Annotated in this window: 14 protein-coding genes; 12 read left to right on the forward strand and 2 right to left on the reverse strand. The window is 69.0% G+C overall.

The genetic code is table 11. The annotated features are described in order from the left end of the window. Positions 1-151: 151 nt before the first annotated feature. The 6 genes from ectB (at position 152) to ACQPYY_RS07710 (ending at position 7,161) form a co-directional block, all read left to right on the forward strand. Positions 152-1,414, forward strand: coding sequence for a diaminobutyrate--2-oxoglutarate transaminase (gene ectB / locus ACQPYY_RS07685; protein WP_379101058.1), 1,263 nt, complete (start codon positions 152-154; stop codon positions 1,412-1,414). 244 nt (positions 1,415-1,658) lie between these two features. Beyond that, positions 1,659-2,471 carry an ABC transporter permease gene (locus ACQPYY_RS07690; protein WP_379101060.1) on the forward strand — a complete coding sequence of 271 codons (813 nt, stop codon included), beginning with the start codon at positions 1,659-1,661 and terminating at the stop codon, positions 2,469-2,471. Then, a complete protein-coding gene (locus tag ACQPYY_RS07695; RefSeq protein ID WP_433593239.1) occupies positions 2,444-3,268 on the forward strand; it encodes an ABC transporter ATP-binding protein in 825 nt (274 codons plus the stop codon). The genes ACQPYY_RS07690 and ACQPYY_RS07695 overlap by 28 nt, the downstream gene beginning before the upstream one ends. After that, positions 3,265-4,260 (forward strand): ABC transporter substrate-binding protein, encoded by a 996-nt coding sequence (locus tag ACQPYY_RS07700; RefSeq protein WP_433593240.1) that lies wholly within the window; start codon positions 3,265-3,267, stop codon positions 4,258-4,260. Before ACQPYY_RS07695 ends, ACQPYY_RS07700 begins: the two co-directional genes overlap by 4 nt. A gap of 10 nt (positions 4,261-4,270) precedes the next feature. Then, complete coding sequence (locus ACQPYY_RS07705) at positions 4,271-5,416, forward strand: LLM class flavin-dependent oxidoreductase (RefSeq protein ID WP_379101069.1); 1,146 nt, start codon at positions 4,271-4,273, stop codon at positions 5,414-5,416. A gap of 65 nt (positions 5,417-5,481) precedes the next feature. Further along, positions 5,482-7,161 (forward strand): bifunctional metallophosphatase/5'-nucleotidase, encoded by a 1,680-nt coding sequence (locus tag ACQPYY_RS07710; protein WP_433593241.1) that lies wholly within the window; start codon positions 5,482-5,484, stop codon positions 7,159-7,161. Positions 7,162-7,171: 10 nt separating this feature from the next. Here the strand turns inward: ACQPYY_RS07710 and ACQPYY_RS07715 are convergent, their stop codons facing one another. Next, positions 7,172-7,939, reverse strand: a complete 768-nt coding sequence (locus ACQPYY_RS07715) for a glucose 1-dehydrogenase (RefSeq protein ID WP_433593242.1) — start codon at positions 7,937-7,939, stop codon at positions 7,172-7,174. A gap of 238 nt (positions 7,940-8,177) precedes the next feature. Between ACQPYY_RS07715 and ACQPYY_RS07720 the strand changes: the two genes are divergently transcribed. The 4 genes from ACQPYY_RS07720 to ACQPYY_RS07735 all read left to right on the forward strand — a co-directional run bounded on the left by ACQPYY_RS07720 (position 8,178) and on the right by ACQPYY_RS07735 (position 11,401). Then, on the forward strand, positions 8,178-8,795 hold the full coding sequence (locus ACQPYY_RS07720) for an HD domain-containing protein (RefSeq protein ID WP_433593243.1): 618 nt from the start codon (positions 8,178-8,180) through the stop codon (positions 8,793-8,795). Positions 8,796-8,965: 170 nt separating this feature from the next. After that, complete coding sequence (locus tag ACQPYY_RS07725; RefSeq protein ID WP_433593244.1) at positions 8,966-9,874, forward strand: LysR family transcriptional regulator; 909 nt, start codon at positions 8,966-8,968, stop codon at positions 9,872-9,874. Between the two features lie 226 nt (positions 9,875-10,100). Then, the gene (locus ACQPYY_RS07730; protein ID WP_433593245.1) at positions 10,101-10,376 is read left to right on the forward strand and encodes a hypothetical protein; all 276 of its coding nucleotides are present in this window, start codon (positions 10,101-10,103) and stop codon (positions 10,374-10,376) included. Positions 10,377-10,675: 299 nt separating this feature from the next. Further along, positions 10,676-11,401 carry a hypothetical protein gene (locus ACQPYY_RS07735; RefSeq protein ID WP_379101083.1) on the forward strand — a complete coding sequence of 242 codons (726 nt, stop codon included), beginning with the start codon at positions 10,676-10,678 and terminating at the stop codon, positions 11,399-11,401. A gap of 42 nt (positions 11,402-11,443) precedes the next feature. Here ACQPYY_RS07735 and ACQPYY_RS07740 read toward each other — a convergent pair whose 3' ends face one another. Further along, positions 11,444-11,815: a hypothetical protein gene (locus ACQPYY_RS07740; RefSeq protein ID WP_379101085.1), complete on the reverse strand. Its 372-nt coding sequence runs from the start codon at positions 11,813-11,815 to the stop codon at positions 11,444-11,446. A 142-nt stretch (positions 11,816-11,957) separates the two neighbouring features. Between ACQPYY_RS07740 and ACQPYY_RS07745 the strand changes: the two genes are divergently transcribed. Both ACQPYY_RS07745 and ACQPYY_RS07750 read left to right on the forward strand, forming a co-directional pair. Next, positions 11,958-12,080: a hypothetical protein gene (locus ACQPYY_RS07745; protein WP_433593246.1), complete on the forward strand. Its 123-nt coding sequence runs from the start codon at positions 11,958-11,960 to the stop codon at positions 12,078-12,080. A 178-nt stretch (positions 12,081-12,258) separates the two neighbouring features. Continuing rightward, a complete protein-coding gene (locus tag ACQPYY_RS07750; protein ID WP_433593247.1) occupies positions 12,259-12,891 on the forward strand; it encodes a glyoxalase in 633 nt (210 codons plus the stop codon). Positions 12,892-12,970: the final 79 nt, after the last annotated feature.

Raw genomic sequence — 12,970 nt, forward strand, 5'->3', positions numbered from 1 at the left:
GTTATGCTGTGTGCCGGTCTGTTGCGGTGTGGGTCACGTGGTCATAGGCAGCGGGTATGGCTGCCCGATTCGAAAGAAAATGATTTCGCTTCGGTGCCCATGTGATAGAAACAACAGCGTTTCACTTAGTTGCGACGCTAGGAACCACACGATGACCATTGCAGAGACGACCGTTTTCGAGGCGCTCGAATCCAATGTGCGTGGCTACTGCCGTTCCTGGCCGACCGTATTCGACACCGCCCGCGGCGCGTGGCTGACCGACGAGAACGGCAAGGAGTTCCTGGACTTCTTCGCCGGCGCCGGCACCCTCAACTACGGTCACAACAATCCGGTCTTCAAGAAGGCCCTGGTCGACTACATCATGGCCGACGGCATCACCCATGCCCTGGACATGTCCACCGTCGCCAAGCGCCGTCTGCTCGAGACCATGCGCGATCTGGTGCTCACCCCGCGCGGCCTCGACTACAAGGTCCAGTTCCCAGGCCCGACCGGCGCCAATGCCGTGGAGGCCGCGCTCAAGCTGGCCCGCAAGGTCACCGGTCGCACCACCGTCCTGAACTTCACCAACGCCTTCCACGGCATGACGCTGGGCGCGCTGTCGGTCACCGGCAACGCCGCCAAGCGCGCCGCCGCGGGCGTCCCCCTGGCGCACGCCACGCCGATGCCCTTCGACGGCTATCTGGATGAGCCCGAGGACTTCTCGTGGATGCGCCGCGCGCTCGACGACACCTCGTCGGGACTCGACAAGCCCGCCGCCGTCATCGTCGAGACCGTGCAGGGCGAGGGCGGGGTCAATGTGGCCCGCGCCGAATGGCTGCGCACCCTGTCCGAATTGTGCTCGGCCCGCGGCATTCTGCTCATCGTCGACGACGTGCAGATGGGCTGCGGCCGCACCGGCCCGTTCTTCTCCTTCGAGATCGCCGGCATCACCCCCGACATCGTCTGCCTGTCCAAGTCCATCAGCGGCTACGGCCTGCCGATGGCGCTGGTGCTCATGCGCCGCGAACTGGACCAGTGGGCGCCCGGCGAACACAACGGCACCTTCCGCGGCAACAACGCCGCCTTCGTGACCGCAGAGGTGGCGCTGCGCGAGTACTGGTCCGACGACCTCCTGCATCGGTCCACCCTGGCCAAGGGCGCTCGCATCCACGACCAGCTGGTCACGCTCACCGAATCCTTCGGCGGCATCACCACCCGCGGCCGCGGTCTGGTCCACGGCCTGGTCTTCGAGGACGCCTCGCAGGCCGAGAAGGTCTGCCAGGTCGCCTTCGAACTCGGCCTGCTGGTCGAGACCTCCGGAGCCACCGAGCAGGTCGTGAAGCTGCTCCCGCCCCTGACCGTCAGCGATGACGAGATCACCCACGGCCTCGGCATTCTCGCCCGCGCCGTGGAGATCGTCCGCGACGGCCACTAGACGTCGGCCACCGCCCACACCGGTGCCGACCTGGTGCCGGGTTCCCAGCTGCGGAGGGAACCCGGCACCACCCCTCTCCTGATCCGCAGCATCTGACACACAGCTCTCCCAGGCCCTCGGGATCCCAGAATCACGGGGATTCCAACCGGTGACCGGCCGGGCTCGGAACGGCACAGTCGGACAGGTGGCGCTCGAAGGCCCTCGGCCGCCACGGTCCCCGTCCCGTTCGCCCGAGGGGTGCTTCGTGTCCTCCATTGCCGTGCAGGCCAAGCCCGTCGTGGGCCGGCCCCGCCTGCCGAACGTTTCCGTCCTGGCCCGCTTCGTCGCGCCGCTGCTTGTAGTCGTGGCGTGGCAGTTGGCCGGCGTGACCGGGGTGCTGCCGGAGCGACTGCTCGCCTCCCCGCTGACGGTCGTCGAGACGGCCGTGGACCTGATCCGGGACGGCACGCTGACCAAGGCCGTGTCGGTGTCGCTGAGCCGCGCCGCGCTGGGCTTCGCCATCGGCGCGGTCGCCGGCATCGCGCTGGCGCTGGCGGCCGGGCTGAGCCGCGCGGGGGAGTACCTGGTCGACCCGCTGATGCAGATGCTGCGGACGCTGCCGTTCTACGGCTTGATCCCGCTGTTCATCCTGTGGTTCGGCATCGGGGAGCTGCCCAAGATCGTGCTGGTCGCCTTCGGCGTCGCGATTCCCCTGTACCTCAACACCTTCGCGGGCATCCGCAGCGTGGACGGCAAACTGGCCGAGCTCGCGCAGGTGCAGCGGCTCAGCCGCACGGGACTGATCCGGCACATCGTGCTGCCGGGCGCGCTGCCCCAGACCCTGGTCGGGTTGCGGCAGTCGCTGGGCGTGGCCTGGCTGGCGCTGATCGTGGCCGAACAGGTGAATGCCGATGCGGGCCTGGGCTTCATGATCAACGACGCCCGCGAATTCCTGCGCACCGACGTGATCGTGGTCGGACTGCTCGTCTACAGCGTGCTCGGGCTGCTCACCGACGCACTCGTCCGTTCGATCGAGAGGAGAGCGCTGTCATGGCGACGCGGCTTCCTGGCACACTGACCGATTCGGTCATCGCGGAGACCCTGGCCGGACTGGAGGCGACCGTTCGCGCGGAGACTCCCCCGGCCGCCGAGACCCCGGCGACCGAGGCTTCGGTCGTGCGAATTCGCGGTCTGGTCAAGGACTTCGGCGCACGCCGCGTCCTGCACGGCCTGGATCTCGACATCCGCCCCGGCGAGTTCGTGGCCCTGCTGGGCCGCAGCGGATCCGGCAAATCCACCCTGCTGCGGGCGCTCGCGGGCCTCGATCGGGAGACCGAGGGCGAGCTCACCGTCTCCGGCGAGGTCGCGGTCGCCTTCCAGGAACCGCGGCTGGTCCCGTGGAAACGGGTGCGCGACAACGTGATCCTGGGCCTGCGCCGCGCCGACGCCAAAGCCGCGGCCGCGGCCGCGCTGGCCGAGGTCGGACTGGCCGAGCGTGGCGAGGCCTGGCCGCTGACGCTCTCCGGCGGCGAGGCTCAGCGCGCCTCGCTGGCCCGCGCCCTGGTCCGGGAACCGGACCTGCTGCTGCTCGACGAACCCTTCAGCGCCCTCGACGCCTTGACTCGCATCACGATTCACGGCCTGGTACTGGACCTGTGGGCGCGGCATCGGCCCGGCGTCCTGCTGGTCACCCACGACGTGGACGAGGCGCTGCTGCTGGCCGACCGCGCCCTGGTGCTCGACGGCGGGCGCATCGGGCGCGAGCTGCCCATCGACCTGCCGCGCCCCCGGCGCCGCGACCATCCCGAATTCCAGGCTCTGCGGGCGGCTCTGCTCGCCGAGCTGGGCGTCACCCCGGAAGGAACCACCGAATGAAGACCAAGCGCCTGTTCGCCGCCCTGGCGGTCGCCGCGACCCTCGCGGGCGCGGCGTGCTCCTCGGGCAATGACGACACCAAGGGCGTGAACGCGGACGGCTCGGTGGATCTGTCCCAGGTGACCCTGCACGTCGGTGATCAGAAGGGCCTGGCGCTGCAAGCCCAGCTGGAGGTGTCGGGGGAGATCGACAAGCTGCCCTACAAGATCGAATGGTCCACCTTCACCGCCGGTCCGCCGCTGCTGGAGGGCATCAACTCCGGGGCGGTCGACTTCGGTGGCGTGGGTGACGCGCCGCCGGTGTTCGCGGCGGCGGCCAAATCCCGGATCAAGATCGTGGGCTCCTACGACTCCGGCGTCGCCGGCAATGCCGTGATCGTGCCCAAGGATTCGACCATCAAGGACCCGAAGGACCTGCGCGGCAAGAAGATCGCGGTCACCAAGGGCAGTTCCGCGCACTACCACCTGCTGTCGGTGCTGACCAAGAACGGTCTGAGCTTCGGCGATATCGAGCCGCAGTACCTGCAGCCCGCCGACGCGCTCGCCGCCCTGTCCACCGGCCGCGTCGACGCCTGGACGGTCTGGGATCCCTACGCCGCGCAGGCCGAGGTCGGCGGGGCCCGCGTACTGGTCGACGGCACCGGCTACGTGAAGCCGGACAGCTTCTACGTCACCGGCTCGAAGACGTTGGACAACAAGGCGAATGCCGCAGCCGTGCGGGATCTGCTGGAACGGCTGCGGCGCGCGCACGTGTGGATCACCGGGCACCGTGAGGAGTGGGCCAAGCGGTCCTCGGGGATCACCGGCGTGCCCTACGACGTCACCCTGCTGGCCGTGAATCGCGCCAACTACCAGGACCATCCGCTCGATGAGGCGACGATCGCCGCGGAACAGCAAGTGGCCGACGGCTTCGCCGACGCCAAGCTGATCCCCGGCAAGGTCCGGATCGCCGACTTCATCGACACCCGTTTCAACGACCGATTCACCTCCTAGGAGTCCCCGCATGAGCTTGTCGTTCCATTGGTTCCTGCCCACCTCCGGCGACTCCCGGGGCCTGGTGGTCGGCGGGCACGGCACCCCCATGTCCGGGGACCGGCCCGCCTCGCTGCACTACTTGAACCAGATCGCCGCCGCCGCCGAGAGCAACGGCTTCGAGGCCGTGCTCACCCCCACCGGATCCTGGTGCGAGGACGCGTGGCTGACCACCGCCATGCTGGTCGAGACCACCGAGACGCTGAAGTTCCTGGTCGCGCTGCGGCCCGGCCTGATGAGCCCGACCTTGGCCGCGCAGATGGCGGGCACCTTCCAACGGCATTCGGCCGGACGGCTGTTCATCAATGTGGTGACCGGCGGCGAGCCGCGTGAACAGGCCGCCTACGGCGACTTCGCCGACAAGGAGTCCCGCTACGCGCGGACCGGCGAGTTCCTGGATGTGGTGCGGTCGCTGTGGAATTCGCACGAACCGGTCACCTTCCACGGCGAGCACATTCGCGTCGAGAACGCGCTGCTGAGCAATCGGCCCGACCCGGTGCCGCCGATCTTCTTCGGCGGGTCCTCGGGCCCGGCCGGACCGGTGGCGGCCCGCTACGCCGACACCTACCTGACCTGGGGTGAACCGGTCCTCGCGGTGAGCCGCAAACTGGATTGGATCCGCGGACTGGCCGTCGACGCGGGCCGCAAGCTCGACTACGGGCTGCGCATCCACGTCATCACCCGCGACACCTCCGAGGAGGCGTGGGCGGTCGCCGACAAGCTGCTCGCGGGTATCGACCCCGCCGATATCGAACGCGTCCAGGCCGCCCTGGCGCAGAGCGAGTCCGAGGGGCAGCGCCGCATGTCGGAACTGCACAACGGCAGCACCGACCGGCTCGAGATCGCCCCCAATCTGTGGGCGGGCGTCGGCCTGGTCCGCGGCGGCGCGGGCACCGCCCTGGTCGGCTCACACGAAGAGGTGGCCGAACGGCTCGTCGAGTACTCGAAGGCGGGCATCTCCCACTTCGTGCTCTCGGGCTACCCGCACCTCGAGGAGGCGTACTGGTTCGGTGAGGGCGTGCTGCCCATCCTGGAGCGAAAGGGCCTGTGGCGGCACCCGATCCGGCGACCGGCCGCCCCCGCCGCCACGCCGTTCGCGAGCGCGTCCAGCAGCTAGCCGTGACGGCGGAATTCACCCCGCCGTCGTGCGTGCGTCGACGGCGTCTGACACAGTCGACAACCATGAGCGGTCGGCGTGTTCTCGGTGTGTGCGCGACGGTGCTGAGCCTGGCCCTGGTGGCGGGGTGCGGGGGAGCGGAGCACACCGCGCCCGCGACTCCGAGCGCCGTGCCCCTGGTCTCGACCTCGGATCTGCCGCCGGCGAAGCCCGGTGAGGTGCACCTGTTCGGCCTCAACGACCTGCACGGCAACCTCCAGCCGCCGGACGGGTCCAATGGCAAGGTGGGCGCGTATCAGGCCGGGGGAGCGGTATACCTGGCCGCGCACCTGGCCCGGTTGAAGGCGGCCTATCCGGACAGCGCGGTCCTCGCGTCCGGGGACGACGTGGGCGCGAGCCCGCTCGTCTCGGCGCTGTTCCACGACGAGCCCACCATCGAGTTCCTCAATTCGGTCGGCGTCGCGGCCTCCTCGGTCGGGAACCACGAATTCGACCACGGCGTAGTCGAATTGCGCCGGCTGCAGCAGGGCGGCTGCGCGCCGGACGGGTGCAGCCCGGGCGAGCCGTTCACCGGCGCGACGTTCGCGTACCTGGCCGCCAATGTCACCGACGCCGACGGGCAACCGCCGCAGGGCCTGAAGCCGTGGACCATGCTGGAACTGGGCGGGCACAAGATCGGCGTGGTCGGCGTGGTCACCCCCGACACCGCGAACATCGTCATGCCGGAAGGCATCCGTGGCTACCGCTTCGGCGACGAGGCCGAGGCCATCAACAAATACGTGCCCGCCATGCGGGCCGCGGGCGCGGAAACCGTGGTGGCGCTGCTGCACGACGGCGGGACCCAGCAGACCCAGGGCCGGCCCCTGGACTACAACGGCTGCGACGGCATCTCGGCGGGCGTGAAAACCCTGGCGCACAAGACCGATGCCGCAGTCTCGGTGATGCTCACCGCGCACAGCCACCAGGCCTACAACTGCGTCCTCGACGGCAAGGTGGTCACCCAGGCCGCCTCCTTCGGCCGCCTCGTCACCGATGTGACGCTGCGCTTCCACGACGGCACGGTGCAGGCCTCGGCCGTCAACCGGGTCGTCACCCGCGACATCGCCCCCGACCCCGCCACCGCGAAACTGGTGGATTTCTTCGCCGCGCAATCGAAACCGCGGGCCGAACGCGTCATCGGCTCGGCCGCCGCGCCCCTGCCCGCCGAACCCGCGCCCGCCGGGGACTCACCGCTCGGTGATGTCATCGCCGACTCCATGCTCGACGCCATGGCCTCGGTGCGGGCGGTGGCCGCGTTCATGAATCCGGGCGGCGTCCGCGCGGGCCTGTCCGGCGGGAACATCACCTACGCGCAGGCATATACGGTGCAGCCGTTCGGCAATCAGGTGGTGGCCGTGACGCTGACCGGGCAGCAGATCCTGAATCTGCTGGAACAGCAATGGGACAATGTGAGCAAGCCCGGCGTGCTGTCGGTCGCGGGCATCACCTACTCGTATTCCGACGCCGCGCCCAAGGGGCACAAGGTGATCGAGGGCAGCGTCCGGGTGGCGGGGGAGCCGTTGAATCCGGTGGCGGTCTACCGGGTGTCGACCAACAGCTTCCTCGCCGCCGGCGGCGACGGCTTCTCGGTGTTCACGCAGAACACCGAAACCCTGGTCGGGCCCATCGATCTCGACGCCCTGGAGGCGTACCTGCGGACCCGCGGCGCCGTCGCCCCGCCGGGCGGCCGGATCGAGAAGCGCTGACGCCCCGGAGTTATTGGCCCATCACGTATTTCACGGTCGGCCCGGCCGTCCAGCCGCCGTCCACGGCCAGTTCCGCGCCGGTGATGTAGGAGGCCGCGTCCGAGAGCAGGAAGACGATGGCCGCCGCGATCTCGTCGGCCTCACCGACCCGGCCCATCGGGGTGTTCGGGTAGCCGCCCTCACCCTGCTGGATGCCGACCTGCGCGGTCATCGGCGTGTAGGTCATACCGGGGTGCACCGAGTTCACCCGAATCCGGTCGATGCCGTTCTCGATGGCGGCCACCTTGGACATGCCGCGCACCGCCCACTTGGACGCGCCGTAGCTGCCGGTGAGCGCGAGGCCCATGAGCCCGGCCGCGGAGGAGATATTGACGATCGATCCGCCGCCGGCCTCCTTCAGCGCCGGAATGCAGGTCCGCATGCCGAGGAAGACCCCGACCAGGTTGATGTCGATGACCTTGCGGAAATGCTCGACCGACTCGTTCGCCAGCAGCTCGCCGGTGGAAATCCCGGCATTGTTGACCAGGCCGTTCACGGTCCCGTCGAAGGCGTCGCGGGCGGCGGCCAGCGCGGCCACCCAATCGGGCTCGGAGGTGACGTCGAGATGCTGGTAGACGGCCTGCGCGCCGAGCTCGGCCGCGAGAGCCTTGCCGTCGTCGTCGAGTACGTCCGCGATCACCACGTCCGCCCCGGCCGCGACCGCCTGCCGCGCGGTCTCGGCGCCGATGCCGCGGGCCGCGCCGGTGATCAGGATCGTCTTGCCGGACAGGTCGTGCATGGGAGGCTCCTTCCAGAGGATCCGGCGCACAGGCACGGTGACCCGCTCGCCGGTCACACACAGGTGGTTTGCTGAATATTGTCCAATGCGTTCCGGATTCGCCCGAAGCCGCACCCCGATCCCCGGACAGTCGCGCCGCCTCCCCGTCGAAGTGGGGTGAACGCCCGTGTCGCAGTGTTGGGTGAGCAGCCGGGCCGCCGCGGTGGCGAGCGCGGCCCGCACGTCATAGGGTGCGGGCGTGAACCGCGCGCCCGCCGCCCCGGCTGCCGAGGTCGTCCCCGCCGCCGAGGTCGCCCGATCTGCCACGGTCGCCCCGATCATGTCCGTCGCCGACCTCATGGTCCTGCTCGCCGACTGCCACGACGCCTGGGACATGCCCGATCGCAGCGGCGATCCGGTCGACATCCTCGACCACGACCGGCAGTGCGCCGAGCTGCTGCGCCGCGACTTTCCCGCCGATGAGGAACTCCAGGTCGCCGGGCTGGTCCACGACATCGGGCACAAGCTGGTGGTCGGCGACGACGCGGGTCACGGGGCGCATGGCGCCGCGGCCGTCCGCGGCCTGCTGGGTGATCGCGTCGCCCGGCTGGTCGAGCTGCATGTGGTGGCGAAACGGTATCTGGCAGCGACGGATTCGGTGCACGTCGCGGCCTTGTCGGAGTCCAGTCAGCGCACCTTGGTCGCGCAGGGCGGCCCGATGACCGCGGCCGAGATCGCCGCCTTCGAACGCGACCCCGAGTTCGCGGCGGCCGTCGCGCTGCGCCGCGCGGACGACGCGGGCAAGGTCGTCGGGCTGGCCGTCCAGCCGCTCGGCTCCTGGCGGCCCGTCATCGAGCGTGTGGCCGCCGCCCGCTGACGAGTTCGGCCGACTCGCCCTGAGGGCGTTCGCCGGGCGGTCGGCCCGCGCGGCGCGGTTCGATGGCAGCGAGCGCCTCCCGGCGGCGGGCCGGTAGTCGGTCGCGCGCTCTCGCGGCGACCTCTCTCGGGCCGTCGGGCAACGGTGAGATCTGTGCATAGACTCGATCTATGCCATTGTCCCCCCGCGTCCCGGATCTGTCCGCGCTCGACCTGCTGCTCTCGGTGATCGAGCTGGGGAGTCTCGGGCGGGCGGCCAAAGCGCACGGGATCAGTCAGCCGTCGGCCAGTTCGCGGATCCGCTACCTCGAGCAGCTGGTCGGCGTTCCGGTGTTGGAGCGGACCACGCTGGGTTCGCGGCCCACCGCGGCGGGGGCGCTGATCGCGGAATGGGCCCGGGATGTGGTGGACGCGGCCGCGCGCCTGGACGCCGGGATCGACAGCCTGCGTGCGCAGCGGGATTCGCGGTTGCGGGTCGCGGCCAGTCAGACCGTGGCGGAGTACCTGTTCCCGAAATGGCTGATGGCGCTGCGCACACGGATGCCGGACACCTCCATCGCCCTGGAATCGGGCAATTCGACCGAGGTTGCCAAGGCGGTGCTCGACGGCCGGGCCGGGATCGGATTCGTCGAGAGCCCGCACCTGCCCCGCGAGCTGGAAAGCCATGTGGTGGCGCGGGATCGGCTGGTCGTGGTGGTCGCGCCCGGACACCCGTGGGCGCGGCGACCGGAGATCGACGCCGCCGAGCTGGCCCGCACCCCGCTCATCTACCGCGAGCCCGGCTCGGGCACCCGCACTTCGTTCGAGCGTGCCATGACCGCCGGTGTTCCCCGGTGGCAGCCGGAGATCGCGCTGGAGTTGTCCTCCACCACCGCCATCAAGACCGCGGTCGCCGACGGCCTCGCGCCCGCGGTGCTCAGTTCGCTGGCGGTCGCGACCGAATTGGCCGAGGGCATTCTGGTTTCGCCCCGGGTGACCGGCCTGGATGTGGAGCGGCAGTTGCGAGCGGTGTGGCCCATCGGCCGGAAGCCGACCGGCCCGGCGAATGACTTGTATGTCATTGCGAGCCGACCGATCTGAAGCATTCAGGGGAGTTTCCCTGTCACTTCGGGGAGTTTTGTCCGAAGTGTTGACAGAGTGACGCCGATCACCCTACTGTTCCGGCGCAGGCGAACCGGATTTCCGGATGGCCATGTCTGCCTGCACATTCAAACCTTCTTTACAATGGCTTCGCTGAATTCGCAGCGCGAAGACACAAGTGCGCCAACGGCTCCCGCGTGTGTTACCCGAGGGTTATGGTCACGGAATGGTGCGAACCGCCGCCGCTGCCACAGACCCGGATGAGCCTGTCATCCCGGCTACTGCTTCGCGGCCAAAGCTAGAGGTTGTTCCCGAAACGCCCGACTCCGAAGCGCCACAGCCCCACTCCTTCGGCGCCCACGTCCTGAGCGCGGCCGATATCGAGCGACTCCCGTCCTCGGCCCGCCACCGCATCGCGGCCTTCATCCACCTGCAGGTGGCGACCCTGGAGGAGTGGCCCGAGCCGGTCCTGCCCCCGATCCCGGAGCTCGACGAGCTCTGACGGAAACCGGCCGGTCGCGGAGGGTCCGCGCCGGTCGCTGTACGGGCCGTTCGACGGCCTGTCCGGTTCGGCTATCCATGGCCCGGCCGCGCCGTGTTCACCTATCGGACACCTTTCATGCATTCAGGTGAACAAAGGAAAACCTTGGCGCACAACGAGACATCTCATTTGTGTAACAAGTCACTTATGGCAGATATGCATTGCCGCCATGCTGAGAACCGACTTAGAGTCTGCTTGTCAGTAACTGAACCTGCGATGAGTTCTATATTCCGCGGGCATACTCAATCGAGGGAAATCACATGCGCAAGAGCGGAATCGCGGCGATGACCGCATTGGTGGCCACGATCACGGCAATCACCGCAGGTACGGCAAATGCCCAGACCCAAACGGGTGATGTGGGCGCCATTCACTACACGGCGTCGGCCACCGACCGATCGGGGACCATTTCCACCGATGTCGGGTCGATGGATGTCGAAAACGGCGTCTTCAAGATCAAAGCAGCAAATGGCACGGTGGTAGCCGGAACCGAACTGACTTTCCGCGTGGACGATTTCGTGTTCCCGATCGCGGCCGAAATCCGGGACCGCACAGTCACTCTGACGCCGCAATTCGATCTGGGCCACGCGGCGTATCACCCGGTCGCGCTGCCGTTCGAGGACACCGCGCCGTGGAAGACCCCCTACGACCGCGAGCAGGCGGCGTGGAACCGCATGAAGGACACCATCTCCATGGGCGCCACCATCGGCACCCTGGTCGGCGGCATCGGTGGTGCGGCCGTGGGCTGCGCCCTGGGCGGCATCGCCGTCGGCGGCGGCGCCACGCTGGCCACCGGCATCATCGGCGGCCTGTTCAGCTTCCTCCCGGGCGCGGTCGTGGGCTGCCTCGCGGGCGCCGCGGCCATGGGCGCGCTCGGCGCGGTCGGCGGCCTGATCCTGGTGACCGCCCCGGTGGCCATCGCCGCCGCGATCCAGTACTTCACCACCATCAACCAGCCGTTCACCCCGGCTCCGGCCCCGGCGAAGTAGCCGGGGACCCGAGGTTTCGCCGGGTCGTGGCCGGTCAGCCGGTCACGACCCGGCGCCCTCGCCGATGCCCTCGCCCTTGCGAACCTGCCACGAGCTGAGTTCGCGTCCTCGCCACTCTCCGCGGACCAGGGGATTGTGCCCGTGCCGTCCCTTCTGCTGTTCCCGCCGGAATTCGCGGAAGTATTCGAACCGAATCCAGAGCAGACCCGAAACGATAAGCACCGCAGCGACAATCGCCCCGATTATGGTCCAGCCGTAGAACTTGGACGCGGCCGCCACGATCGTCATCCCGAGCGCCGCGATGCCGAGCAGGCACATAATCAGCGCCGGCCCTTCCCGCGGATCCTCGATAGCGTCGCCGGGATGCGGATGCCAGTGTTCGCCGTTGGCTTCGACCGCCGTCACCCTGACCATGTCCCTACCTCCCTCGAGCAGCGGAAATTCCTGTCTTCTCTCCAGAATGCACCTGCCGCCGGGGCTACGCGAGAGCAATTTCCGGAAAACCCGAACTCCGCGCGGGAGACAATAGTCAGCCCCCTTTTCCCGGAAAATGAAAGTGACGTCCGCACAGGGCATCCTGTGGCGGCTGGTCCGCATCCCGCTGATCCCGGTGGTTCTGTACCTCGTGTTGCGTCCGGTCATGGCGCTGATGGCTACCTCGCCCTCGCCGCGATCCTGAGGGTGATGCGCGTGATCGCGGTGGTCATCGTCCCGGCCTACCTCGTCTACCGCCTGGTGGTCGCCGCGGTCATCCGCCTCCCGGGCGGTGGTCGGTAGGGGTCCGTGGGTGCTCTCCGTGGTCGGTTCCGTGGTCACCACGGATGTCCCCGGCCGGTCCGGAATTTAGCGTTGTAGCCATGACGAACACCGCTTCCGCCGCCGCTTCCACCGCCCTCGACGTGACCCTCGAGGCCGCCGACCCCACCGCTGTCGCCGCCGCCTACGAGGCCGCTTTCGGTCTCGGCGACCAGCTCTCCTTCGCTCCCGTGTCGGCCTCCTCGGAGGGCTTCCGGGGCTTCATCATGTCGCTGGTCGTGGCCCAGCCCGGCAATGCCGACAGCCTCATCGCCAGCGCCCTCCGGCACGGTTTCACCGTGATCAAGCCCGCCAAGAAGAGCTTCTGGGGCTACGGCGGCGTGATCCAGGGCCCCGACGGCACCATCTGGAAGGTCACCACCTCCGAGAAGAAGGACACCGCCCCCGTCACCCGCGCCGTCGACAGCGTCGTCCTGCTCCTCGGCGTCGAGGACGTGAAGGCCAGCAAGCAGTTCTACGTCGACCGCGGCCTCACCGTCGCCAAGAGCTTCGGCGGTAAGTACGCCGAATTCGACCTCCCCGACTCCCCGATCAAGCTCGCCCTCTACCCCCGCAAAGCCGCCGCCAAGGAAGCCGGCGTCCCCGTCACCGGCTCCGGCTCCCACGGCCTCGTCGTCACCGGCCCACTCGGCGCCTTCGCCGACCCGGACGGCTTCGCCTGGGCCGCCGCCTGACGCCCCGCGAATCGCTGTGCGGTGCTGGGGCTTTGCGGGTGTTGATTGAACTCGGGGGCGGCGGCGTCGACACTTGACT

Source organism: Nocardia sp. CA-145437 (genome assembly GCF_050956485.1).
Classification (GTDB): Bacteria; Actinomycetota; Actinomycetes; order Mycobacteriales; family Mycobacteriaceae; genus Nocardia.

Excerpts from the sequence above, each read along its gene's own strand:
- ectB (WP_379101058.1), top strand. The coding sequence starts at position 152 with ATGACCATTGCAGAGACGACCGTTTTCGAGGCGCTCGAATCCAATGTG.
- ACQPYY_RS07695 (WP_433593239.1), top strand. The coding sequence starts at position 2,444 with ATGGCGACGCGGCTTCCTGGCACACTGACCGATTCGGTCATCGCGGAG.
- ACQPYY_RS07700 (WP_433593240.1), top strand. The coding sequence starts at position 3,265 with ATGAAGACCAAGCGCCTGTTCGCCGCCCTGGCGGTCGCCGCGACCCTC.
- ACQPYY_RS07705 (WP_379101069.1), top strand. The coding sequence starts at position 4,271 with ATGAGCTTGTCGTTCCATTGGTTCCTGCCCACCTCCGGCGACTCCCGG.
- ACQPYY_RS07710 (WP_433593241.1), top strand. The coding sequence starts at position 5,482 with ATGAGCGGTCGGCGTGTTCTCGGTGTGTGCGCGACGGTGCTGAGCCTG.
- ACQPYY_RS07715 (WP_433593242.1), bottom strand. The coding sequence starts at position 7,939 with ATGCACGACCTGTCCGGCAAGACGATCCTGATCACCGGCGCGGCCCGC.
- ACQPYY_RS07725 (WP_433593244.1), top strand. The coding sequence starts at position 8,966 with ATGCCATTGTCCCCCCGCGTCCCGGATCTGTCCGCGCTCGACCTGCTG.
- ACQPYY_RS07730 (WP_433593245.1), top strand. The coding sequence starts at position 10,101 with ATGGTGCGAACCGCCGCCGCTGCCACAGACCCGGATGAGCCTGTCATC.
- ACQPYY_RS07735 (WP_379101083.1), top strand. The coding sequence starts at position 10,676 with ATGCGCAAGAGCGGAATCGCGGCGATGACCGCATTGGTGGCCACGATC.
- ACQPYY_RS07740 (WP_379101085.1), bottom strand. The coding sequence starts at position 11,815 with ATGGTCAGGGTGACGGCGGTCGAAGCCAACGGCGAACACTGGCATCCG.
- ACQPYY_RS07750 (WP_433593247.1), top strand. The coding sequence starts at position 12,259 with ATGACGAACACCGCTTCCGCCGCCGCTTCCACCGCCCTCGACGTGACC.